The sequence below is a fragment of the Actinokineospora bangkokensis genome, assembly GCF_001940455.1.
In the GTDB taxonomy this organism is placed as follows: Bacteria; Actinomycetota; Actinomycetes; order Mycobacteriales; family Pseudonocardiaceae; genus Actinokineospora; species Actinokineospora bangkokensis.
The window spans coordinates 66,141-89,476 of sequence record NZ_MKQR01000019.1; the positions used below are offsets into that span (position 1 = coordinate 66,141).

Consider the following 23,336-nt stretch of genomic DNA (forward strand, 5'->3'; position numbering starts at 1 on the left):
CGGGTGGGAGCTTGGTTCGTGACCCCCGGCCAGTTGGCCCGGCCCGGTGTTTCCCGGTCCGTGTCGCGCTGACAGGAGATAAGTTACACGGCCGCAAACCCGGGGTCAAATCGCACCCCCGGGCGCCCGGAGCCGTCCGTAACCGCAGGTCAGCGGCCCCGTGACGGGTCTGGAGCCAACGTATCGCAGCCCGACCTCCGTGTTAATGTGGCCGCCGTCACACCAACTTTCTCCCCCGGGTCCCGTCACAGGCCGCCGAGACCAGCCTGACCTGCGGGAACGGCGATGGCCGCCGGTCCGCGGGGGACCGGCGGCCATGGGGGACCACTCGGATGGACCGGGGGAACCCCCGGTGGATGACTGGCGGTGACGGGTCAGCCGACGACCTCGACACCGGCGGTGTTGCGCTTGCCCCGCCGCACGACCAGCCACTTCCCGTGCAGCAGGTCCTGCTCGGCGGGCTGCCACCCCTCGTCGGTCACCTTGGCGTTGTTGACGTACGCGCCGCCCTCCTTGACCGTGCGCCGCGCCGCGCCCTTGCTGTCGGCCAGGCCGCTGACCACCAGGAGGTCGACGATGGTCGGCCCGTCGGCCAGCCGCGCCGTCCCGGTCGGCGCCTCGGCCATGGTGGCGTCGAGGGTGGACAGGTCGAGCCCGGCGAGGTCACCCCGGCCGAACAGCGCCTGCGACGCCGCGACCACCTGCTCGGTCTCGCGCTTGCCGTGCACCAGGGTGGTGAACTCCTCCGCGAGCCGCTTCTGCGCGGCCCGCAGGTGCGGGCGCTCGGCGGTGTCGCGCTCCAGGGCCTCGATCTCCTCCCGGTCCAGGAAGGTGAACAGCCGCAGGTAGCGGATGACGTCGGCGTCCCCGACGTTGACGAAGTACTGGTACCAGGCGTACGGGGAGGTCATCTCCGGGTCGAGCCAGACGTTGCCGCCCCCGGTGGACTTGCCGAACTTGCGGCCCTCGGCGTCGGTGACCAGCGGCGCGGTGAGCGCGTGCGCGCCCCGGCCGTCGACCTTCCTGATCAGGTCGACCCCGCCGATGATGTTGCCCCACTGGTCGGAGCCGCCCACCTGGAGCGAGCAGCCCTCGTCGCGGTTGAGCCGCAGGTAGTCGTGCGACTGGAGCAGCAGGTAGCTGAACTCGGTGTAGGACATGCCGTCCGACTCCAGCCGCCGCTTGACCGTCTCCCTGGCCAGCATGACGTTGACCGAGAAGTGCTTGCCCACGTCGCGCAGGAACTCCAGCGCGGTCATCGGGCCGGTCCAGTCGAGGTTGTTGACGACCTTGGCCGCGGTGCCCGCGCCGTTGCTGTCGTCGAAGTCGACGAAGCGCTCCAGCTGCCCGCGGATGCGCCCGACCCACTCGGCCACGGTGTCGGTGCTGTTGAGGGTGCGCTCCCCCACGTCGCGCGGGTCGCCGATCATCCCGGTCGCGCCGCCCGCCAGGACCAGCGGCCGGTGCCCGGCGCGCTGGAAGCGGCGCAGCATGAGCAGCGGCACCAGGTTGCCCGCGTGCAGGCTGGGCGCGCTGGGGTCGAAGCCTGCGTAGAGGGTGAGCGGGCCCGAGTCGAGGTCTGCGCGCAGGGCGTCGAGGTCGGTGGACTGCGCGATGAGGCCGCGCCAGGACAGCTCGTCGAGGATGTGCTCACTCACCGCACCAGTGTCCCTGGTCAGCCGGGCGGCCCTCCACCGGGTTTGGCCCGCCGGTAGCGCACCGGCCCGCGCGCCCGCGCCGGGTCGACCGGTTCCCCGCGCTGGGTGACCTCCAGCTCGCCGCGCTCGGCGAGCCGCGCGGCCACCTCGCGCACCGGGTCCATCAGCGGCCGCCACCCCCGCGGCCGCAGCGCCCTGGCGATCTCGGACGGGCAGGCGGAGGTGCCGCGGGCCAGGCGGGCGCGCAGGACTTCGGCGATGCGCTCGGGGGTCGGGTCGGCCACTCCCCCAGCATGCGCCCGGTCAGGTGGTCGCGCCGGGCGCGGGCCTGCGCCTGCCCCCGCGCTTGTAGGCGCTCACGGACTTCTCGCCCGCCAGCCAGAACCGCCACGGGACGTCCACGGCGGCCGCGACCCCGACGCGCGGGCCGGAGCGCACCGCCGCCGGGTCGTGCCCCTCGGCGGCGTAGAGCCGCACCGGGGAGGCCGGGTCGGTGAGGTCGACCCCGTCGTGGCCGCGGTCGAGCGCCAGGGCGGTGGTGAGCTTGGCCGGGCCGCGCGCCAGGTCGCTGGTGCCGCGGGCGGCCGGGCGGCGGGACTCGGCCAGCTCCCGCCCGGCGATGACCTCCCCCGCGCGCAGCAGCACCGCGCCGGGCACGCCGTCGGTGAGCGCGACGACGTTGGCGCAGTAGTGCATGCCGTAGACGAAGTACACGTACAGGTGACCCGCCGGGCCGAACATGACCGCGTTGCGCGGCGTCTTCCCCCGGTAGCAGTGCGAGGCGGGGTCGTCGCCGCCGCGGTAGGCCTCGACCTCGGTGAGCCGGACGCGGACGGTGCCCGCGGGGGTCTCGGACTCCAGCACGGCGCCGAGCAGCAGGTGCGCGGCGTCGACGGGGTCCACGGCCAGCTCGTCGGCGCCCAGCAGCCTCACCGGGTGACCCGCCAGGCGGTGTCCTGCAGGAACGCGGCGTCGGCCGGGGCGAGGTCGACGAGCGTGCCGTGGCCCAGCGGGGCGGCGAAGTCGTCCACGCGGGGCCCGCTGACCGCCGCCGCGCGCCCGCGCGGGTCGAGGCCGAGCAGGGCGGCGAGGAACACGCACGCGGCCAGGTAGCTGCCCGCCGGGTTGGGGTGGCTGCCGTCCTCGTCGTGCAGCACCAGGTCCGGGCGGTCGGCCAGCGCGGCGCGCCAGGCGGGCCCCACCGGCACGACCGCCGCGCCCACCTCGGCGGCGATGGTCGTGTACGCCGCGTCGAGCTGGTCCTGGGCTGCGGGGTCGTCGCGGCGCGCCCAGGTGAGGTAGAGCGCGGGCCGCGCGCCCGCGGCCACCACCTCGGGCACGATGGCGCGGACGGCGGCGTGGAACTCGCGCGGGTCGCGGACCCTGGGCACCCCGTCGACGGTGAGGCCGTGGCCGAGGGTGCTCTGCTCCTGGAGCACCACGTGGTCCCACGGCTCGGCGAGCGCGGCGGTCGGCGTGCCCTCCGCCCAGGTGCCCGCGAGCAGCCTGCCCGCCGCCGCGATGACCCGGTGGTGCAGCGCCAGGTCGGGGGCGGCGAGCGCGGCGAGCTGGTGGGGCATGCCGTGGTAGTAGGTGAAGCTGTTGCCCACGAACAGCACGCGCGCGCCCGGGGTCACTTGCGGATCACTTGCTCCGCCCACGACCGGTGCTCCTCGACCGTGGCCACGACGCGGTCGCGCTGCTCAGCGACCCGGGCGGGGGCGGTGCCGCCGTGGGCGTCGCGGGAGGCGATCGAGCCCGCCACGGTGAGCACCTCGCGCACCGCCGGGGTGAGCGCGGGGTCGACGGCGGCGAACTCGGCGTCGGTGAGCTCGTCGAGGCCGACGCCGCGCTCCTCGGCCGCGCGGACGCACTCGCCCGCGGCCTCGTGCGCGACGCGGAACGGCACGCCTTGGCGCACCAGCCACTCCGCGATGTCGGTGGCGAGGGTGAACCCGGCGGGGGCGAGCGCGGCCAGCCGGTCGGTGTCGAAGGTCAGCGTGGCCAGCATCCCGGCCATCGCGGGCAGCACCAGCTCCAGCTGGTCGACGGAGTCGAAGACCGGTTCCTTGTCCTCCTGCAGGTCCCGGTTGTAGGCCATCGGCTGCGCCTTGAGGGTGGCCAGCAGGCCCGCGAGGTTGCCGATGAGCCTGCCCGACTTGCCCCGGGCCAGCTCGGCGATGTCGGGGTTCTTCTTCTGCGGCATCAGCGAGCTGCCGGTGGACCAGGAGTCGTGCAGCTTGGCGTAGGAGAACTCCGCGGTGCACCAGATGATGACGTCCTCGGCCACCCGGGACAGGTTCACCCCGAGCATGGCCGTGGCGAAGGCGAACTCCGCGGCGAAGTCGCGCGAGGAGGTGCCGTCGAGGGAGTTCTCGGCCGGGGCGTCGAAGCCCAGCTCCTCGGCGATGGCGGCCGGGTCCAGGCCCAGCGAGGACCCGGCGAGCGCGCCGGAGCCGTAGGGCGACACCGCGGCGCGCTTGTCCCAGTCGCGCAGCCGCTCGACGTCGCGCAGCAGGGCCTGGGCGTGGGCGAGCAGGTGGTGGGCGAGCAGGATCGGCTGCGCGCTCTGCAGGTGCGTGCGGCCGGGCATGGGCGCCTCGGGGTGGCGCTGGGCCTGGCTGAGCAGGGCCTCCACCACGTCGAGCACCCCGCCCGCGAGGTGGCGGGCGGCGTCGCGCAGCCACATGCGGAACAGGGTGGCGATCTGGTCGTTGCGGGAGCGGCCCGCGCGGATCTTGCCGCCCAGCTCGGTGCCCGCCCGCTCGATGAGCCCGCGCTCCAGGGCGGTGTGCACGTCCTCGTCGGCCACGACGGGGGTGAACGCGCCGCTGGCCACGTCGGACTCCAGGACGTCCAGCGCGGTGAGCATGCCGGACAGCTCGGCGTCGGTCAGCAGCCCGGCGCGGTGCAGCACGCGGGCGTGCGCGCGGGACCCGGCGATGTCGTAGCGGGCCAGGCGCCAGTCGAAGTGGGTCGACAGGCTGAGCGCGGACAGCGCCGGGGAGGGGCCGGAGGCGAAGCGCCCACCCCAGAGAGCGGTGGGTTCCTGCTGGGTCACGACGACAACTTCCTGCTCGGTGGTCGAACTGCTGCTGATCGGTCTGCTGCTGGAACTGCTGGTGGACCGCCGTCGGGGCACGCGCGACCGCGCACCCCGACGGCACAAGCATCCCCCACCACGCCGGGGACGAGCCGCCGCACCCGCCCACCACGCCGGGGACGAACCCGCCGCACCCGCCCACCAAGCCGGGGACGAACTGCCGAGCCCGCCCTGCCAGGCCGGGACCGATGCCGGGCGGGGCGAGGGGGCGGGTGGCGGGGGGAATTCAACGCTGCGCGCGCCGCGCGGCGATCTTGCTGGGCAGGCCCCAGAGCTGGACGAAGCCCTTGGCGAGGGACTGGTCGAACTCGTCGCCCTCGTCGTAGGTGGCGAGGTTGAAGTCGTAGAGGCCCACGTCGGACTTGCGGCCGGTGACCACCGCGCGGCCGCCGTGCAGGGTCATCCGGATGTCGCCGGTGACGTGCTGCTGGGTCTCGGCGATGAAGGTGTCCAGGGCGTCCTTGAGCGGGGAGAACCACAGGCCGTCGTAGACCAGCTCGCCCCAGCGCTGCTCGACGGTCCGCTTGAACCGGGCGAGGTCGCGCTCGACGGTGACGTTCTCCAGCTCCTGGTGGGCGGTGATCAGCGCGATGGCGCCGGGGGCCTCGTAGACCTCGCGGCTCTTGATGCCGACCAGCCGGTCCTCGACGATGTCGAGGCGGCCGACGCCCTGGGCGCCCGCGCGCCGGTTGAGCTCCTGGATGGCCTGGAGCACGGTGACGGTCTCGCCGTCGATGGCGACCGGGACGCCCTTGTCGAAGGTGATGACCACCTCGTCGGCGTCGCGCTGCTCGGCCGGGTTGGCGGTGTAGGAGTAGACGTCCTCGATCGGGGCGTTCCAGATGTCCTCGAGGAAGCCGGTCTCGACCGCGCGGCCCCAGACGTTCTGGTCGATGGAGTACGGCGACTTCTTCGACACGTCGATGGGCAGGTTGCGGTCGTTGGCCCAGGCGATGGCCTTTTCCCGGGTCCAGGCGAAGTCGCGGACCGGGGCGATGCAGGTCAGGTCGGGGGCCAGCGCGCCGATGCCGACCTCGAAGCGGACCTGGTCGTTGCCCTTGCCGGTGCAGCCGTGCGAGACGGTGCTGGCGCCGTGGTACTTGGCCGCCTCGACCAGGTGCTTGACGATCACCGGGCGGGAGATGGCCGAGACCAGCGGGTAGCGGTCCATGTAGAGCGCGTTGGCCTGCAGCGCCGGGAGGCAGTACTGCTCGGCGAACTCGTCGCGGGCGTCGGCGACGACGGCTTCGACCGCGCCGCACTCCAGGGCCCGCTTGCGGATCGTGTCCATGTCCTCGCCGCCCTGGCCCACGTCCACGGCCACGGCCACGACCTCGGCGCCGGTCTCCTCGGCGATCCAGCCGATCGCCACCGAGGTGTCCAGGCCGCCGGAGTAGGCCAGCACCACCCTGTCAGTCATCGTTGCTCTCCTCGTTGCCCTGCGAAATCCGTGGTGGTCGGGTCGGTCTCGGCCGCGGCCGGGTCGGGGGCGCGGGCGGCCAGCGCGGTGAACCGCCGCGCCAGCTGCTCGCCGGTGACCGGCTCGCGGCAGATGACCATGATCGTGTCGTCGCCCGCGATGGTGCCGACGACCTCGGCGAGCGCGGCCCGGTCGATGGCGCTGGCCAGGAACTGCGCGGCACCGGGCGGGGTGCGCAGCACCATCAGGTTGGCCGAGCCCTCGGCCGAGACGAGCAGCTCGGCCAGCAGCCTGCTCAGCCGGGACGTGCCGCCCTGCACCCCGCGCACCGGGGCGCCGTCCTCGGGGATGACGTAGACGGCGACGCCGCCGTCCGCGCCGCGCAGCTTGACCGCGCCCAGCTCGTCGAGGTCGCGGGAGAGGGTGGCCTGGGTGACCTCCACCCCGCCCTCGGCCAGCAGCCTGGCCAGCTCGGTCTGGCTGTGCACGGGCCGCTCGCTGACCAGCGCGACGATGCGCGCCTGGCGGGCGGCGCGGGTGCTGGTCACGGCTGCGACACCAGCCAGGCCAGCAGCGCCTTCTGCGCGTGCAGCCGGTTCTCCGCCTCGTCGAACACCGCGCTGGCGGGCCCGTCGAGCACCTCGTCGGTGATCTCCCAGCCGCGGTGGGCGGGCAGGCAGTGCAGGACGACGGCGCCGTCGGCGGCGTGCGCGAGCAGGTCGGCGTTGACCTGGAAGCGGCGGAAGGCGCCGACCCGGTCGCGGCCGTCGTTCTCCTGGCCCATCGAGGTCCAGGCGTCGGTGACGAGCACGTCGGCGCCGGTGACGGCGGTGACGGGGTCGGTGATGACCTCGACGCTGCCGCCGGTCTCCTTGGCGCGCACCGCCGCGTCGGCCAGGTAGCGCTCGTGCGGCTGGAAGCCCTCGGGGGCCGCGACGCGCACGTGCAGGCCCGCGGTGGCGCCGCCGAGCAGCAGCGAGTGGGCCATGTTGTTGGCGCCGTCGCCCAGGTAGGTGAGGGTGACGCCCGCGAGGCGGCCCAGCCGCTCCTCCACCGTCTGCAGGTCGGCGAGGACCTGGCAGGGGTGGAACTCGTCGGTGAGGGCGTTGACCACCGGCACCGACGACGCCGAGGCCATGGCCTCCATGCGCTTCTGGGCGTAGGTGCGCCAGACGACGGCGTCGACGTAGCGGGAGAGCACCCGGGAGGTGTCCTCGATGGTCTCCTCGCGGCCGAGCTGCATGGTGCGCCCGTCGACGACCACCGGGTGCCCGCCGAGCTGGTGGATGCCGACGTCGAACGACAGCCGGGTGCGGGTGGAGTTCTTCTCGAAGATCGCCGCGACGGACTTGCCCTCCAGGGCGCGGTGGGCCAGCGGGGCGGCCTTCATCGCCTTGGCCAGGTCGAGGACCTGCCGCTGCTCCAGCGGGGTCAGGTCGTCGTCGCGCAGGAAGTGCCGGACCACTGTTCAGCCCTCCCGGGCGGTGTCGAGGATGGCGGGCAGGTCGTCGACGAAGCCGTGCGCCTGCTCGTCGGTGAGCACCAGCGGCGGGGCGAGCCGCAGGACGTCGGGTTGGACGTTGTTGACCAGGTAGCCGTGCGCCTGCGCGGCGGCGGCGACCCGCGCGGAGACCGGTTCGGTGAGCACGACGCCGAGCAGCAGGCCGCGGCCGCGCACGTGCGACACGAGCGGGTGGCCCAGCTGCTCGACCCGGGCGGCGATGTCCTTGCCCAGGGCGGCGGTGTGCTCCAGCAGGCCCTCGGTGGCGATGGTGCGCAGCACCGCCAGGCCCGCGGCGGCGGCGATCGGGTTGCCGCCGAAGGTGGTGCCGTGCTGGCCGGGGGCGAACAGCTCCGCCGCGGCGCCGACGGCGACGCAGGCGCCCAGCGGCAGGCCGCCGCCGAGGCCCTTGGCCAGGGTGAACGCGTCGGGGGTGATGCCCGCCTGCTGGAAGGCGAACCAGCTGCCGAGGCGGCCGATGCCGGTCTGCACCTCGTCGAGCACGAGCAGCGCGCCCGCCGCGGTGGTGATCTCGCGGGCGGCCTGCAGGTAGCCGTCGGGGGCGGGGACGACGCCGCCCTCGCCGAGGACGGGTTCGAGGAACAGCGCGGCGGTGTCGGTGTCGACGGCGGCGCGCAGGGCGTCGAGGTCGCCGTAGGGCACGTGCACGACGCCGGGGGTGACCGGCTCGAAGGGGGTGCGCTTGGCGGGTTGGCCGGTGAGCGCGAGCGAGCCCATGGTGCGGCCGTGGAAGGCGCCCTCGCAGGCGACGACCTTGGTGCGGCCGGTGAGCCTGCTCAGCTTCAGCGCGGCCTCGTTGGCCTCGGCGCCGGAGTTGCAGAACACGACCTTGCCCGCGCCGGTGAGCCCGGCGACGTCGAGCAGCGCCTCGGCCAGCTCCAGGGCCACCGGGTTGACGTAGAGGTTGCTGGTGTGGCCGAGGGTGGCGACCTGGCGGGTGACGGCCTCGACCACGGCCGGGTGGGCGTGGCCCAGGGCGTTGGTGGCGATGCCGCCGACGAGGTCGAGGTAGCGCGTGCCCCCGGCGTCGACGACGTGCGCGCCCTCGCCGGAGACCAGGGTGAGCGCGGGGGTGCCGTAGTTGTCCTGCATCGCCGCGCGCCAGCGGCGCGCGCCGTCCTCGTTCGAGTCGACTGCGTGCGGGTTCATGCCTCACTCCCCTCCTGGTCGGGCAGCACCATGGTGCCGACGCCGGTTTCGGTGAACACCTCGAGCAGCACGGAGTGCGCGAACCGCCCGTCGATGACGTGCGCGCGCGGCACCCCGCCGGTGACGGCCCGCAGGCACGCCTCCATCTTGGGGACCATCCCGGACTCCAGCCGCGGCAGCAGCTCGCGCAGCTGCCCGGCGCGCACCTCGTGCAGCAGCGAGGAGCGGTCCGGCCAGTCGGCGTACAGGCCCTCGACGTCGGTGAGGACGACGAGCTTCTGCGCGCCCAGGGCCACCGCCAGCGCGGCGGCGGCGGTGTCGGCGTTGACGTTGTGCGGCACGCCGTCGGCGTCGGGGGCCACGGTGGACACCACGGGGATGCGCCCGGCGCGGACGATGTCGAGCACGGCGTCGGGGTTGACCGTCACCACGTCCCCGACCTGGCCGAGGTCGACGACCTCGCCGTCGACGACGGTGGTGCGCCGCTCGGCGGTGAACAGGTGCGCGTCCTCGCCGGAGATGCCGACCGCGTGCGGGCCGTGCCGGTTGACCAGCCCGACCAGCTCCCGGCTGACCTGGCCGACGAGCACCATGCGCACGACGTCCATGGTCTCGGGGGTGGTGACCCGCAGGCCGCCCTTGAACTCGCCTTCGATGCCCAGCCGGGCGAGCATGGCGCTGATCTGCGGGCCGCCGCCGTGCACGACGACCGGGCGCAGCCCGACCATCCGCAGGAACACCATGTCCTCGGCGAAGGCCTTCTTCAGCTCCTCGTCGACCATGGCGTTGCCGCCGTACTTGACCACGACGAGCGCGCCGTGCAGCCGCCGCAGCCAGGGCAGGGCCTCGACGAGGATCGCGGCCTTGTCCGCGGGGGTGGTCATGAGGAGTACGCGCTGTTCTCTTCGACGTAGGCGTGCGACAGGTCGGTGGTGAGCACCGTGCCCCTGCCCCCGCCCGCGTGCAGGTCGACCTCGACGAGGATGTCCAACCCGGACAGGTCGGCGGCCATCCGGTCGCCCACGCCGACGCCGCCCTGGCAGACCACGGTGCCGTTGAGGGTGATGTCGAGGCCGGACGGGTCGAACTCGGTGGGGGCGTTGCCGACGGCCATGGCGATGCGGCCCCAGTTGGGGTCGCCCGCGAAGAACGCGGTCTTGCACAGGTTGTCGCGGGCGACCTCGCGGGCGGTGGCGACGGCCTCGGCGTCGGTGCGGGCGCCGGAGACGGAGATGGTGACGTGCTTGGTGACGCCCTCGGCGTCGGCCTGCAACTGCGCGACCAGGTCCGCGCACACCTCGGTGAGGGCGGCGGTGAAGACCTCGGGGTCGGGGGTGACCTCGGAGGCGCCGGAGACCAGCAGCAGGAGGGTGTCGTTGGTGGAGGTGCCGCCGTCGACGTCGAGCCGGTTGAACGTCTGCCCGACCGCGGCGCGCAGGGCGGCGTCGGCGGTGGGCTGGTCGACCGCGGCGTCGGTGGTGACGACGCTGAGCATGGTGGCCATGTTCGGCGCGCACATGCCCGCGCCCTTGGCGAAGCCGCCGACGGTGAACCCGCTGGGGTGGGTGAGCGCGGACTGCTTGGGCCTGCTGTCGGTGGTCATCACGCCGCTGGCCGCGTCGAGGGAGCTGTCCGCCCCGGGCGCGAGGGCCTTCGCCAGGGTCTCCACGCCCGCCAGCACGGCGGGCATGGGCAGCCGCTCGCCGATCAGGCCGGTGGAGCACACCGCGACCTCGATGGCCCCGATGCCCAGCACCTCGGCCACCTTCTCGGCGGTGGCGTGCGAGTCCTGGAACCCGCCGGGGCCGGTGCAGGCGTTGGCGCCGCCGGAGTTGAGCACGACCGCGGTCAGCTTGCCGGTGGTGAGCACCTGCTGCGACCACAGCACCGGGGCGGCCTTGACCTTGTTGCTGGTGAACACCCCCGCCGCCACCGCCGAGGGCCCGTCGTTGACCACCAGCGCCATGTCCGGCTTGCCGTTGGCCTTGATGCCCGCCGCCACACCCGCGGCCCGGAAGCCCTTGGCGGCGGCGACACCGGTGCTCCGGTCGGTCACGGCGCGACTCCTGCGGTGCTCAGGCCCAGGGTCTCGGGGAGGCCGAGGGCGATGTTCATGGACTGCACGGCGGCCCCGGCGGTGCCCTTGGTCAGGTTGTCGATTGCGGCGACCACGACCAGCCGGTCGAGGTCGGTGTCCACGGTGACCTGGAGCTGCACGGCGTTGGAGGCGAGCACGGCGGCGGTGGTGGGCCAGCGGCCCTCGGGCAGCAGGTGCACGAACGGCTCGTCGGCGTAGGCCTTCTCGTAGACCGCGCGCGGGTCCTGCGCGGACACCAGCTTGGCGGTGCAGGTGGCCAGGATGCCGCGCGGCAGCGGGGCGAGCACCGGGGTGAACGACACCGCGACCCGCCGCCCGGCGACCTTGCTGAGGTTCTGGGTGATCTCGGGGGTGTGCCGGTGCGCGCCGCCGACGCCGTAGGCCGACAGCGAGCCCATGACCTCCGAGCCGATCAGGTGCGGCTTGCTGGAGCGGCCCGCCCCGGAGGTCCCGGAGGCGGCCACGACGGTGACCTCGTCCTCGACCAGCCCGGCCGCCACGGCGGGGGCCAGGGCCAGCGAGCTGACGGTGGGGTAGCAGCCGGGGACGGCGACCCGGGTGGCGCCGCGCAGCGCGTCGCGGCCGCCGGGCAGCTCGGGCAGGCCGTAGGGCCAGTGGCCCGCGTGCTCGCCGCCGTACCAGCGGGCCCAGTCCTGGGCGCTCTCGAGCCGGTGGTCCGCGCCGCAGTCGACGACGAGCACGTCCGGGCCGAGCTGGGCGGCGATCTCGGCGGAGGCGCCGTGCGGCAGGGCGAGGAAGACGACGTCGTGGCCCGCGAGCACCTCGGCGGTGGTGGCCGCCAGGACCCGGTCGGCCAGCGGCAGCAGGTGCGGCTGGTGCTCGGCGAGCGCGGTCCCGGCGTTGCCGCCCGCGGTGAGCGCGCCGATCTCCACCTCGGGGTGGGCGAGCAGCAGCCGCAGCAGCTCACCCCCGGCGTACCCGCTGGCGCCCGCGACCGCGATCCGAACCGTCATGTGGATGATTATGCACTCTCGTGCAAGTTCACTCAAAACAGGTTCCCCCGATGGTGTCCCACGGCACACCGGGGCGTCAGGGGCGCGGGACGTCCGGGGCGGGCGGGGGCAGCGGGGCGGGACCGGGGCGGGCCCCGTCGAGCAGCAGGGCCAGGTAGCGGTGCCGGTCGGCGGTCTGGTGGTGGCCGGGGCGCGGGTCGTCCGGGTGGGCGGTGACCAGCGCCATGACCACGATCGCCCCGAGGTCGCGCACCAGCAGGTCGGCGCGGACCTGCCCGGCGCGCTGGGCCGCGCGCAGGACGTGGCCGAGCGGGGTGAGGTAGCGCTCGGCCACGTCGAGGGAGATCGCGCCCGCCCGGGTGGCCTCGGTGAACAGGTGCCGGTTGGCCGCCAGCCGCTCGACCGTCGCGATGAGCGCGCCGCTCAGCGCGGCCCACGGGTCGCCGCCGCCCGCGCGGGCCGCCTCGGCCAGCGGCACGATCTCCTCGGCGAAGAACTGCTCGAACGCCGCCCGCAGCAGCCCCTGCCTGCCGCCGACGAGCCGGTACACCGTGGCGATGCCCACGCCCGCGCGCCGGGCGACCTCCTCCAGGGACGGGGTCGCGCCCAGCTCGCGGAACGCGTCGACCCCCGCCCGCACGACCCGCTCGTGGTTGCGGCGGGCATCGGCGCGGCGGGGGTCACCGGACATGCCGGACAGGCTGGCACAGCGCGGGTGCGCTCACCAGGCGATCGGCAACTCCCGCACCGCGCGGGGGCGCCCGGCGCCCACGAGCCGCGCGGGGCCCGCGGCGCGCAGGTCGGGGAAGCGGGCCAGCAGCGCGGGGAACGCCACCCGCAGCTGCACGCGGGCCAGCGGGGCGCTCACGCAGCGGTGCAGCCCGAGCCCGAACGCCAGCTGCGCCAGGTCCGCCCCGTCCGACCGCGGCGGGCAGAGCACCAGGTCGCCCGCGGGGACCGGCGTCCCGGCGATCTCGGTGTCGCGGGTGGCGACCCGGACCGCGCCCGCGGCGACCACCCCCAGCCAGCGCAGCAGCTCCTCCACGGCGGTGTCGACCCGCCGCGGGTCGGCCGCCAGCGCGGCGAGCTGCCCGGGGTGGCTCAGCAGCGCGTGCACGCCCAGGCCCAGCACGGCCGCGACGGTGCCGTGGCCCGCCACCAGCAGCCGCACGCCCAACCCGGAGACCTCGTCGCGGCCGAGGGCGTCGCCGCGCTGGGCGACGAGCCTGCCGACCAGGCCGCCCACCGGCTCGGTGCGGGCCAGGTCGACCAGCTCGGCCAGGTAGCCGCGCAGCTCCGCGACCAAGTCCACCCGACGCGCCGCGGGCACGTCCGGGTCCAGCAGCCCGTGGGCGCGGCGCTGGAACGCCTCGCGGTCGGCGTGCGGGACGCCCAGCAGCTCGCAGACCACCAGCGTCGGGACCGGCAGGGCGAACTCGTCCATGAGGTCGACGCCCGGTCCGCCGCGCTGCACCGCGTCCAGCCGCTCGCCGACGATGCCCTCGACGCGGGGGCGCAGCCGGTGCAGGCGCAGCACGGAGAACTCGCCTGCCAGCGCGGCGCGCAGCCCGGCCGGGTCGGCCCGGTCGCAGGAGCGCAGCAGGTCGTGCTGCTCGGGGCCCAGCCCCAGCCCGGCGAGGTCCACCCCGGCGAGGTCGTCGGAGAAGGTGGCGGGGTCGTCGAGCACGGCGCGCCGGTCGGCCCGCCCGCCCACCAGCCACGCCCCGCCCTCGCCCCACCGCACCCTGGCCAGGCCCGGCGCGCGGTCGGGTCCGCCCTGGTCGAGGGCGGGGACCGGCCCGCAGGACCCGCTCACCACTCGACGCGCACGTCTTCGACGCTGTAGATGAAGCTCAGCTCGCGGAACCGCGGCGCGGCGCCCTCGACCAGCCGCAGGTCGGGGAAGCGGGCGAACAGCGCCGGGAAGGCCGTGCGCAGCTCGATGCGGGCCAGCGGCGCGCCGAGGCAGTGGTGCACGCCGAAGCCGAACGCGAGGTGGGCCATGTCCGCCTCGGTGACGTCGAAGCGGTCCGGCAGCCGGGAGAACGCGCCGGGGTCGCGGTTGGCCAGCGGCAGCGAGCACATCACCAGCTCGCCCGCCTGGATCCGCTGCCCGCCCAGCTCGGTGTCGGTGGTGGCGATGCGCAGGATCGTCGAGTGCACGATGGACAGGTAGCGCAGCAGCTCCTCCACCGCGCCGTCGAAGCGCTCCGGCTCCGCGCGCAGCGCCGCCAGCTGCTCGGGGTGTTCGAGCAGCACCAGGGTGCCCAGGCCGATCATGTTCGCGGTGGTCTCGTGGCCCGCGATGAGCAGCAGGTCGCACAGGCCAGCGAACTCCTCGGTGCCCAGCTCGTCGCCGTGCTCGCGGATGAGCATGCCGATGAGGTCGTCGCCGGGGTCGCGGCGGGCGCGGGCGATGCGCTCCTTCATGAACTCGCGCATCTCGCGCGACTCGGTGGCGCGCTCCTCCCGGGTCAGGCCCACGTCCAGCAGCCGGGCGCTGCGCCGCTGGAAGTCGGCGCGCTCGCTGTAGGGCACGCCGAGCAGCTCGCAGATCACCAGCGACGGGATCGGCAGGGCGAAGTCGGCCACCAGCTCCGCGGGCGGGCCGGAGCGCTCCATGGCGTCGAGGTGCTGCTCGACGATCTCGGAGACCCTGGGCTGGAGGCGGCGCATGCGGCGCACGGTGAACTCGCCCGCGAGCATCTTGCGCAGCCGGGTGTGCTCGGGGGCGTCGAAGCCGAGCAGGTTGCCCGCCCGGATGTGCGCCTCCTCCTCGGGGGTCAGCGGCGCCCCGGTGGGCGAGACGCCCGCGGCGATGAGGTCGTTGGAGAAGGTGGCCGAGTCGCCCAGCACCGCGCGCACGTCGGCCTGGTGGGTCACCAGCCACGCGTCGCCGCCCTGGGAGGTGCGCACCCGGGTGACCCCGCCGCCCTCGGCGAGGGCCGCCAGCTCGGCGGCGGGCGCGAAGCCCTCCCGCCGCATGTGCACCGGGATCTCGACCCGCGCCCCGCTGGACCCCACTGCCTGCGCCACTGCGACCTCCGGTTCACCGAACGGACTCCACCACAAATGATAGGGAACTATCGGATGGCCGTCAGCGCGTGAACGGGTGACCGACCGGCGTGACGCTCGGTGAGGCACCCGCCGTGCGATATCCTCGCTACTCGAATCACGGCATTATTCAGCCGTCCGGACGGGTGGAGCAGCGATCGACGACGATCAGCGCGCCGCGCGCCCCCGCCCGCCCGGTGGGCCCGCGCCCCGGGCGGCGCCCACCCCGCTGCTGGCGACCGCCGTCCTGGCGGCGCTGGTCCCGGGCGGGCCCGGTTCGCCGCGCCCGCTGCCGCTGCCGCCGGGCGCGGTAGGCGGGTCGGCGCGCGGCATCACCCCGGCCGGGGTCGTGTTCGGCCAAGCGGGCTGGCCCGGCGGCACCCGGGCGGTGCGTTGGGAGGGCGACCGGGTGCTGCCGCTGGACGACGGCACGGGCCGCTGCGACCTGCTGCGGGTCAACAGCGCGGGCCTCGCGGTGGGCGCGCACACCCGCCCCGGGCACCCCACCCGGGCGACGGCGTGGCGCGCCGGGCGGCGTTGGCACCCGCACCCCCGCGCGGCCCTCGCCAGCGCCGCGGTCGGCGTCGACGAGTCCGACGGCGTGCTGGTGCGCGGGCGCCTGCCCGAGGGCGGGGACGGGCTGTGGCTGTGGCGCGGCGGGGAACCGCGGGAACTGGTCGGCGGCGGGTGCGCCGGGGCGGTGCTGGGCCCGGCCGGGCACGTCGCCGTCGAGGTCGTGGACCCGGACGGCGTGCGGCACCTGCTGCTCTGGCACGACGGCGCCGCGCGCGACCTGCCCCGACCCGGCCCCGGCCCGCTGCTGCCGCTGGCCCTCAACCACCACGGCGACGGGGTCTTCCTGGCGCGGTGCGGTCCGGTGCCCCGGGTGCTGCTGTGGCGGGCCGGGGCGTGGGCCGAGTGCGCAGGCGCAGCGCCCGCGGACGGGCTGCCGACCGGGGTGTTGATCAACAGTCGGGGTGGCACCGCGGTGCGCGACGCGAGCGGGCGCACCCCGGTGGCGATCAACGAGCGCGGCACCGTACTGGCCGCGGAGCCGGATGGCGGCGCGGCCGTGCTGGACGAGCGCGGGTGGACCCGCATCCCGCCGCCCGCGGGAGGTCGGGTGCTCCCGGCGGCGCTGCACCCGTTCCTGCCGTGGGTGGTCGGAGACCTGCTCGACCGGGACGGCCGGACCCGCAGGCCCTTCCTCTACCGGTAGAGCGCGAAGGCCGCGTCCACCGCCGGGCGGTCCGCGCCTGCCGCGAGCAGCAGGTGCAGGAGGATCCTGGCCTTGGCCGGGTCGAGGAAACCGCCGTGCACCACCCCGCGGGCGAGCAGGTCCAGCTCGGCGCCGGGGTAGCCGTAGGTGCTGCGCAGCACCGTGCCGCCCCCGGTCCGCGACGTCAGCACCACGGGGACGCGGGCCGCCACCTCCGCCACCACCGGGACCATGACCTCGGGCACGTGCCCACCGCCCACCCCGGCCAGCACCACTCCGTCGAGCACCGGGGCCGCCGCGCGCAGCAGCTCACCGTCGTCCCCCAGGCCCACCGCCACCAACCCGACCCGGGGCTGCCCCGCCTCGGCCACCGGCAGGTCCGGCGACACCGGCGCGACCGCGCGCAGGTGCGGCACACCCTCCACCACGACCCCCAGCGGCCCGACACCCGGCGAGGCGAACGCCGCCGTGCTCGTCGTGTGCTGCTTGCGCACGAACCGCGCGGCGTGCACCTCGTCGGACAGCACCACCAGCACACCCAGGCCGCGCGCCTGCTCGCTCGCCGCGACGGTGACGGCGGCGAGCAGGTTCGCGGGCCCGTCCGCCCCCGCCGACGTGGGGTGGCGCATCGCGCCGGTGACCACCACCGGCACCGGCGCGCCCACGGTCGCGTCCAGGTAGAAGGCGGTCTCCTCCAGGGTGTCGGTGCCGTGCGTGACGACCACCCCGGCCACCCCGGCCGCGACCTCCGCGCGCACCTCGGCGGCCAGCGCGGCCACGTCCGGCAGGCCGACCGACGGGCTCGGCAGGCTGCGCACGGTGCGGGCGGTGATGTCGTGCCCGGCCAGCTCCGGCACCGCGGCGACGAGGGCGGCGCCGTCCAGCCCGGGGACGACGCCCCCGGTGTCGGCGGGGATCGAGGCGATGGTCCCGCCCATTGCGAGGACTGCGATGCGGCTCACCGGCCCACGGTAGAGGCGCGCGGCGACCCGCGGCCAGCGGGCGGTCAGGGCGCGGCGAACAGCCCCAGCAGGTCGGTCCACGAGGCGGGCGCCTGGTCCACGACGGTCACCCCGGCCCCGCGCAGCACGGCCAGGTGCCCGGCCCACGCCGGGTGCGCCCTGGCCGGTGGCGCGGTCCGCGGCAGCACGACCACGGGGGTGCCGGGGGTGCCGATGGCCTCGTTCGCCGCGGTCAGCGCCTGGTTGTCGGCGATGCCCAGCGCCAGCTTCGCCACCGAGTTCGCCGACGCGGGCGCGAACAGGAACGCGTCCGGCATCGGGTAGGGCTTGGGCTCGGTGGGCAAGCGGGCGCCGTGGCGCACCGGCAGCTCGGTCAGCCGCTGGATCCGCGCGCCCTCGCCCGAGGCGTCCATCCACCGCCCGAGCGAGGGGGTGAACGTCACCGCCACCCGCCAGCCCAGGGCGATGGCGGGCTCCACCAGCTCCGGGCGCAACCGGGTGTCGGCGCCCCCGCAGGCGGAGGCGATCAGGGCCAGCGTCCGGGTCATCGGCATCGGGTCATTCGCGTGCGGGTCACCGGCATGCGGGTCATCGGCGTGCGGGTCACCGGCGCAGCAGGGCGCAGAACATGGCGTCGGTGCCGTGCCGGTGCGGCCAGAGCTGCACGTACGGGCCCTCGCCCAGCTGCGGCACCCCGGGGAACGCCTCGCGCGCGTCGAGCACCGTCGCCCCGGACTTGCGCGCGACGGCGGACACCACGCCCTCGGTCTCGGCCAGGTGCGGCGAGCACGTCACGTACGCCACCACACCGCCGGGGCGCACCAGCTCCAGCGCCGCGGTGAGCAGCTCGCGCTGGAGCTTGGTGAGGTCGGCGACGTCGGAGGGCTGGCGCCGCCACCGCGCCTCCGGGCGGCGGCGCAGCGCGCCCAGCCCGGTGCAGGGCGCGTCCACCAGGACCCGGTCGAAGCTGCCCGGGGTGAGGCCGGACTCGCGGCCGTCCACCACGTGCACCGACACCGGCAGCCCCTCGGTGCTCTGCTCCACCAGGCGGGCGCGGTGCGGCGCCTGCTCGACGGCGTCGAGGGTGCCGCCGCCGATGGCCGCCAGCGCGCCCAGCAGCGCCGCCTTGCCACCGGGGCCCGCGCACAGGTCCAGCCACGCGGTGTCGCTGCCCTCCACCGGCACGCGGGTCAGCGCCAGCGCGCACAGCTGGCTGCCCTCGTCCTGCACGGCGGCCAGCTTCTCGCGCACCGGGTCCAGCGCGCCGGGGTCGCCCGCGCCCGCGTCCAGGTGCACCGCGTACGGCGAGTACGGACCGGGCTCGCCCCCGGTCATCGCGGCCAGCTCGTCGGCGCTGACCTCCCCCGGCCGGGCCACCAGGTGCACCAGCGGGCGGGCGTCGTCGGCGCTGAGCGCGTCGGCCAGCTCCGCCCCGGTGGTGCCCAGCGAGTCGGCGAAGGCGCGGGCGATCCAGCGCGGGTGGGCGTGGCGGGCGGCGAGGTGGCCCACCGGGTCCTCCTCCGCCGAGGGCGCCAGCTCGGCCAGCCAGGCCTGCTCGTCGCGCTCGGCGACCTTGCGCAGCACGGCGTTGGCGAACCCGGTGACCCGCGACCCGAGGTCCGCGCGCACCAGGTCGACCGTCGAGGTCACCGCGGCGTGCGCGGGCACCCGGGTGCGCAGCAGCTGGTAGGCGCCCAGCCGCAGGGCGTCGAGCAGCGCGGGCTCCACCTTGGCCAGCGGCCGGTCGCAGCAGGCGGCGATGACCTCGTCCAGCAGGCCCCTGGCCCGGCAGGCGCCGTAGGCCAGCTCGGTGGCCAGCCCGGCGTCGCGGCCGGTGATCCGCCGCTCGCGCAGCAGCCTGGGCAGCACCAGGTTGGCGTAGGCGTCGTCGGCGCGGACCGCGCGCAGGGTGTCCAGCGCCGCCCGGCGCGCCGGGTCCTCGACCGGGGGGCGGGCCGGGGTGTCCGGCCTGCGCGGCGGGTGGGCCCCGCGCGGGCGCGCGGGCCTGCCCGAGCGCCGGTCCGCGGGGCGGTGCGGACGCCTGCCCGGCTGCTTGCCTGGCTGTGTCACGTGAGCCGTTCTCCTGCCTCGATCCGGGTGCCGCGCGCCCAGTCGGTCGCCCGCATCCGCTTCTTGCCCTGTGCTTGCACGTCGCCGAGCGCCACCGGCCAGGTGGCGGTGCCGACCAGCACCCGCTTGCGCTCCACCAGCAGCTCACCGGGGGCGGGCGCGGGGTCGGCCGCGGCCCGGGTGACCGGGCCGAGCTTGACCCGCTCGCCGCGGAACAGCGCCCACGCGCCCGGGTCCGGGGTGACCGAGCGGACCAGCCGGTCCACCGCCTGCCCCGGCAGCCCGAAGTCGACCCTGGCGTCCTCGACGGTGATCTTGGGGGCGTAGGACACCCCGTCGGCGGGCTGCTCGACCGGGGTCAGCACCCCGTCGGCGATCCCGTCCAGGGTGCGCACCAGCAGCTCCGCCCCGGACACCGCCAGCCGGTCGAGCAGCTCGCCCGCGGTGTCCTCGGGGCGCACCGGCTCGGTGAGCACGCCGAACACCGGCCCGGCGTCGAGCGCCTTGACGATGCGGAAGGTGCTGGCGCCCGCGAACTCGTCGCCGTGGCGCACGGTCGCCTGCACCGGCGCCGCGCCGCGCCAGGCGGGCAGCACCGAGAAGTGCAGGTTGACCCACCCGTGCTCGGGGATGTCGAGCGCCGACTGCGGCAGCAGCGCGCCGTAGGCCACCACCGGGCACGCCTGCGGCGCCAGGGCGCGCAGCCGGTCCTGGAACGCCGGGTCGGACGCCTTGGCCGGGGTCAGCACCTCGATGCCGTGCTCGTCGGCCAGCGCCCCCACCGGCGACCGCTGCACCGAGCGCCCGCGCCCGGACGGCGCGTCGGGCCGGGTGACCACCGCGGCGACCTCGTGCCGGGGCGAGGCGATCAGCGCGCGCAGCGACGGCAGGGCGACCTCGGGGGTGCCCGCGAACACCAACCGCATCAGCGCGCCCCGAACAGCGGGTGGGGGCTCTGCTTGATGGTGGGCACGTTCCCGGCGAACCACTCGGCCTGCCGGATCTCGCGCATCGCCTGCTTGCGCGTCTCCTCGTCGAGCCGGTCGAGGAACAGCACCCCGTCGAGGTGGTCGGTCTCGTGCTGGATGCACCGCGCCAGCAGGTCCGACCCCTGGATCTCCACCGGCTCGCCGTGCACGTTGAACCCGCGCGCGACGACGTTCTTCTTGCGCACGCAGTCCCAGTACATCCCGGGGATCGACAGGCACCCCTCCGGGCCCTCTTGGAGGTCGTCGTCCAGCGCGGTCCACACCGGGTTGACCAGGTGCCCGTCCCGGCCGTCGCAGTGGTAGGTGAACACCCGCAGCCCCACGCCCAGCTGCGGGGCGGCCAGCCCGGCCCCGCCCTGGGCCTCCATGGTGTCCCACAGGTCGCGGACCAGGTTGCGCAGCTCGCGGTCGAAGTCGACGACCTCGGCCGCGGGCGTGCGCAGCACCGGGTCCCCGAAGTACCGGATCTGCTGGACGGTCACGTGCTCTCCCCTGGACGACTGCTCACGGGCGGTCCGGCAAGTCTATGCCCGCCCGCGCGCGCCACCCGGTCCGGTCCGGGCGCCGATCACCCGCGGCACCGCCCCCTCGCTAGACCAGGTCGAGCGGGTCGACCTTGACGCGGACGGGGTCGGGGTCCTTGCGGGAGGTGCGCCTGCTCTGCGCGGCGGCCAGGGCCTCGGCCAGCTGCCTGCCGTCCGCGCGGGGGACCCGGACCAGCGCCCGTTCGCGGGGGTCCCGGCCGTCCGGGTCGCTGAGGGGCACCGGGCCCAGGACCTCGGCGCCGTCGGGCGCGGCGAGGTCGTCGAGGAACGCGGCGACGGCGTCGGGGGTCCCGTCGACCGAGGCCATCCGCACCGCCGGGGGGAAGCCCAGCTCGACGCGGGCGGACAGCTCCTGCGCGGCGTGCCAGGTGGGGTCCCAGCGGACCAGGGCCTGCACCGGGGGCAGCGCCGACTCGGCCAGCACCACGACCCGGCCACCGTCGCCCGCCGGGCGCACCAGGGCCGCCGCGGTCATCCAGCGGCGCAGCGCCTCCTCCGAGGCGCGCAGGTCCGCCCGGCTCAGCAGCGCCCACCCGTCGAGCAGCAGGGCCGCGCCGTACCCCTTGGGGGCCACCGGTTCCGCGCCCGGGGTCGCGACCACGAGCGCGGGCTTGTCGTCCACAGTGGACAACACCTCGCGGGCGCCGGAGGTGCGCACGGGGAAGCCGGGGAACGCCCGGCCCAGCTCCTCCGCGGTGCGCTTGGCGCCGACGACCACCGCGCGCAGGCGGCGGGACCCGCACTTGGGGCAGCGGTAGTTGGCCTCGGTGGCCGCGCACCAGCGGCACGCGGGCGGCGCGCCGACCGGCACGTGCAGGGGCCCGGCGCAGCGGCGGCAGCGCGCGGGGGTACGGCAGTCCTGGCAGGTGAGGGCGGGCAGGTAGCCGCGGCGGGGCACCTGCACCAGCACCGGGTTCCCCGCGGTCAGCGCGCCGCGCGCGGCCTCGAAGGCCACCGTGGGGATGCGCGCGGTGCGGGCGGCCGGGTCCCTGGCCAGCTGCGAGTCGTGCTCCCCGAGGGCGGTGACCCGGGGGGCGGCCGCGCGCACGCGGTCGCGGGTGGCGGCGACCTCGGCGGCCCACCCGGACTCCACCAGCAGCTGCGCTTCCGCGGTGCGGGCGAACCCGGCGACCAGCACCCCGGCACCGGACAGGTGGGCCCGGGTGACGAGCACGTCGCGCACGTGCGCGTACGGCGAGCGGGGGTCGGCGTGCTGGTCGTCGCCGTCGTCCCACACCACCAGGACCCCGGGGTCGGCCACCGGGGCGTAGGCGGTGGCCCGGGTGCCGACGACGATCCGCGCGCACCCGCGCCGCACGGCCAACCAGCCCCGGTAGCGCTTGGCGGGCCCCAGGTCCGCCGACAGCGCGACCACGGCGTCGGCGCCGACCAGGTCCGCGCAGGCCGCGTGCACCCTGGCCACGTCGCGGTGGTCGGGGACGACGACGACCGCGCCCCGCCCGGCGCTCGCGGCGGTGGCGGCGACCTCGGCCAGCCGGGCGGGCCAGTCCTCACCGGGCAGCGCCTGCCACACCGCGTGCGCCTGCTTGCCCGCGTGCACCGCGTCCAGGAACGCCCGGCCCGCCCGGTACTCCCCCCACGCCGCCCCCGCGGGCCTGGCGGGCGCGGCGGCGGGCGCGGCGGGCTCCTCGGCCTCCACCTTGGCGTGCCGGGGCGGGATCGCCAGGCGCAGCACGTCGATGAGGGTACCCGCGTAGCGGTCGGCCACCGCGCGGCAGGAGCGGGCGACCTCCGCCGAGAGCACCGGCTCCGGGGACACCACGCGGTCGAGGAAGGCGAGCCTGCCGTCGTGCTCGGCGGCCGCGGCCCGCTCCAGCAGGAAGCCGTCGACGACCTTGCCCGCGAACCGCACCCGCACCCGGCAGCCCGGCACCGCCTCGGCGTCGAACCGGGTGGGCACCAGGTACTCGTAGGTGCGGTCGAGGTGGGCCAGCGGGACGTCCACCACCACGCGCGCCACCGGCAGGTCCGCCGCGGGCCGGGGCAGCCCCTTGGCGGGCTTGTCCTCGGCGGGCGGGGGCGGCGCGGGCACCTCGAACAGCGCGTGCGCGCTGGGGTCCGGGGTGGCCATGGCTGGTTGGTCTACCAGACCTGCCGCGCCATCACCCGGATCGGGGGTCGGGGTAGTACGAGGCGTACAGGTCCGCTATCTCAGCGCGGTCGCGGCGGCTGGAGTCCTCGCGGATGCGGCGGTTGAGCCCGGCCGGGAAGCCGTGGCGCACCAGCCGCCGCTCGCACGCGTCCTCCAGGAACGACAGCGAGAAGTACAGGCCGGTGCAGTAGGCCGCGGCCACCATCGAGAACCGCAGCGAGGCGGGCCCGGGGACCAGCAGCAGCAACCAGAACGGCAGGAACAGCACCATCACCCTGGCGAAGTGCCGCGGCACCCACGTGCGGCAGGTCAGGTCCCACAGCACCCACGGGCGGTTGCGCGGCGGCAGCGTCCCGCCCACGGCGTACCAGAGCCAGTGCAGCGGGTCGGGCCGGATGAACCGCATCAGCCCTCCTCCCCGTCTCGGACGCGCGGCGGGCCACCCCGGGGTGCCCGGGGT

At 75.8% G+C, this 23,336-nt stretch carries 23 protein-coding genes; 1 reads left to right on the plus strand and 22 read right to left on the minus strand.

The window, feature by feature from the left end; all coding sequences use genetic code 11:
* Positions 1 to 374 precede the first annotated feature (374 nt).
* The 15 genes from tyrS to BJP25_RS19955 all read right to left on the minus strand — a co-directional run bounded on the left by tyrS (position 375) and on the right by BJP25_RS19955 (position 14,960).
* Entirely contained in the window at positions 375 to 1,658 is a 1,284-nt protein-coding gene (gene tyrS / locus BJP25_RS19885; protein ID WP_075976493.1) for a tyrosine--tRNA ligase, read from the minus strand.
* A gap of 17 nt (positions 1,659 to 1,675) precedes the next feature.
* Positions 1,676 to 1,942: a DUF3253 domain-containing protein gene (locus tag BJP25_RS19890; protein ID WP_075976494.1), complete on the minus strand. Its 267-nt coding sequence runs from the start codon at positions 1,940 to 1,942 to the stop codon at positions 1,676 to 1,678.
* Positions 1,943 to 1,961: 19 nt separating this feature from the next.
* On the minus strand, positions 1,962 to 2,606 hold the full coding sequence (locus BJP25_RS19895; protein ID WP_075976522.1) for a DNA-3-methyladenine glycosylase: 645 nt from the start codon (positions 2,604 to 2,606) through the stop codon (positions 1,962 to 1,964).
* Positions 2,588 to 3,295 carry an SGNH/GDSL hydrolase family protein gene (locus tag BJP25_RS19900; RefSeq protein ID WP_075976495.1) on the minus strand — a complete coding sequence of 236 codons (708 nt, stop codon included), beginning with the start codon at positions 3,293 to 3,295 and terminating at the stop codon, positions 2,588 to 2,590. Before BJP25_RS19900 ends, BJP25_RS19895 begins: the two co-directional genes overlap by 19 nt.
* On the minus strand, positions 3,292 to 4,719 hold the full coding sequence (argH, locus tag BJP25_RS19905; RefSeq protein ID WP_143219214.1) for an argininosuccinate lyase: 1,428 nt from the start codon (positions 4,717 to 4,719) through the stop codon (positions 3,292 to 3,294). The genes BJP25_RS19900 and argH overlap by 4 nt, the downstream gene beginning before the upstream one ends.
* 268 nt (positions 4,720 to 4,987) lie before the next feature.
* Positions 4,988 to 6,181: an argininosuccinate synthase gene (locus tag BJP25_RS19910; RefSeq protein WP_075976496.1), complete on the minus strand. Its 1,194-nt coding sequence runs from the start codon at positions 6,179 to 6,181 to the stop codon at positions 4,988 to 4,990.
* The gene (locus tag BJP25_RS19915) at positions 6,178 to 6,729 is read right to left on the minus strand and encodes an arginine repressor (RefSeq protein WP_075976497.1); all 552 of its coding nucleotides are present in this window, start codon (positions 6,727 to 6,729) and stop codon (positions 6,178 to 6,180) included. The genes BJP25_RS19910 and BJP25_RS19915 overlap by 4 nt, the downstream gene beginning before the upstream one ends.
* Positions 6,726 to 7,646: an ornithine carbamoyltransferase gene (gene argF, locus BJP25_RS19920; protein ID WP_075976498.1), complete on the minus strand. Its 921-nt coding sequence runs from the start codon at positions 7,644 to 7,646 to the stop codon at positions 6,726 to 6,728. The genes BJP25_RS19915 and argF overlap by 4 nt, the downstream gene beginning before the upstream one ends.
* Positions 7,647 to 7,649: 3 nt before the next feature.
* Positions 7,650 to 8,852, minus strand: a complete 1,203-nt coding sequence (locus BJP25_RS19925; protein ID WP_075976499.1) for an acetylornithine transaminase — start codon at positions 8,850 to 8,852, stop codon at positions 7,650 to 7,652.
* A complete protein-coding gene (gene argB, locus BJP25_RS19930; protein ID WP_075976500.1) occupies positions 8,849 to 9,736 on the minus strand; it encodes an acetylglutamate kinase in 888 nt (295 codons plus the stop codon). The genes BJP25_RS19925 and argB overlap by 4 nt, the downstream gene beginning before the upstream one ends.
* Positions 9,733 to 10,908, minus strand: coding sequence for a bifunctional glutamate N-acetyltransferase/amino-acid acetyltransferase ArgJ (argJ, locus tag BJP25_RS19935; RefSeq protein WP_075976501.1), 1,176 nt, complete (start codon positions 10,906 to 10,908; stop codon positions 9,733 to 9,735). The genes argB and argJ overlap by 4 nt, the downstream gene beginning before the upstream one ends.
* Positions 10,905 to 11,924 carry an N-acetyl-gamma-glutamyl-phosphate reductase gene (gene argC, locus BJP25_RS19940; protein WP_075976502.1) on the minus strand — a complete coding sequence of 340 codons (1,020 nt, stop codon included), beginning with the start codon at positions 11,922 to 11,924 and terminating at the stop codon, positions 10,905 to 10,907. Before argC ends, argJ begins: the two co-directional genes overlap by 4 nt.
* 76 nt (positions 11,925 to 12,000) lie before the next feature.
* Positions 12,001 to 12,615, minus strand: a complete 615-nt coding sequence (locus BJP25_RS19945) for a TetR/AcrR family transcriptional regulator (RefSeq protein WP_075976503.1) — start codon at positions 12,613 to 12,615, stop codon at positions 12,001 to 12,003.
* A 30-nt stretch (positions 12,616 to 12,645) separates the two neighbouring features.
* Positions 12,646 to 13,740: a cytochrome P450 family protein gene (locus BJP25_RS19950; protein WP_075976524.1), complete on the minus strand. Its 1,095-nt coding sequence runs from the start codon at positions 13,738 to 13,740 to the stop codon at positions 12,646 to 12,648.
* Positions 13,737 to 14,960: a cytochrome P450 gene (locus BJP25_RS19955; protein ID WP_233158171.1), complete on the minus strand. Its 1,224-nt coding sequence runs from the start codon at positions 14,958 to 14,960 to the stop codon at positions 13,737 to 13,739. Before BJP25_RS19955 ends, BJP25_RS19950 begins: the two co-directional genes overlap by 4 nt.
* A gap of 367 nt (positions 14,961 to 15,327) precedes the next feature.
* On the opposite strand from BJP25_RS19955, the gene BJP25_RS34270 reads away from it, so the two are divergent.
* Positions 15,328 to 16,197: a hypothetical protein gene (locus BJP25_RS34270; RefSeq protein WP_075976504.1), complete on the plus strand. Its 870-nt coding sequence runs from the start codon at positions 15,328 to 15,330 to the stop codon at positions 16,195 to 16,197.
* On the opposite strand, the gene BJP25_RS19965 is transcribed toward BJP25_RS34270, so the two are convergent.
* From BJP25_RS19965 to BJP25_RS19995, 7 genes are all read right to left on the minus strand, one after another.
* Positions 16,188 to 17,159, minus strand: a complete 972-nt coding sequence (locus tag BJP25_RS19965) for an asparaginase (protein WP_233158172.1) — start codon at positions 17,157 to 17,159, stop codon at positions 16,188 to 16,190. The two genes, BJP25_RS34270 and BJP25_RS19965, sit on opposite strands and share 10 nt — an antisense overlap.
* Before the next feature lie 44 nt (positions 17,160 to 17,203).
* Entirely contained in the window at positions 17,204 to 17,707 is a 504-nt protein-coding gene (locus tag BJP25_RS19970; RefSeq protein ID WP_075976505.1) for a flavoprotein, read from the minus strand.
* Between the two features lie 55 nt (positions 17,708 to 17,762).
* Positions 17,763 to 19,229, minus strand: a complete 1,467-nt coding sequence (locus BJP25_RS19975; protein ID WP_075976506.1) for an RsmB/NOP family class I SAM-dependent RNA methyltransferase — start codon at positions 19,227 to 19,229, stop codon at positions 17,763 to 17,765.
* Positions 19,226 to 20,155: a methionyl-tRNA formyltransferase gene (fmt, locus tag BJP25_RS19980; protein WP_075976507.1), complete on the minus strand. Its 930-nt coding sequence runs from the start codon at positions 20,153 to 20,155 to the stop codon at positions 19,226 to 19,228. The genes BJP25_RS19975 and fmt overlap by 4 nt, the downstream gene beginning before the upstream one ends.
* Positions 20,155 to 20,700, minus strand: a complete 546-nt coding sequence (gene def / locus BJP25_RS19985; protein WP_075976508.1) for a peptide deformylase — start codon at positions 20,698 to 20,700, stop codon at positions 20,155 to 20,157. The genes fmt and def overlap by 1 nt, the downstream gene beginning before the upstream one ends.
* Positions 20,701 to 20,809: 109 nt before the next feature.
* A complete protein-coding gene (locus BJP25_RS19990; RefSeq protein ID WP_075976509.1) occupies positions 20,810 to 22,855 on the minus strand; it encodes a primosomal protein N' in 2,046 nt (681 codons plus the stop codon).
* Positions 22,856 to 22,886: 31 nt separating this feature from the next.
* Entirely contained in the window at positions 22,887 to 23,282 is a 396-nt protein-coding gene (locus BJP25_RS19995) for a DUF5313 family protein (protein WP_075976510.1), read from the minus strand.
* Between the last annotated feature and the right edge of the window lie 54 nt (positions 23,283 to 23,336).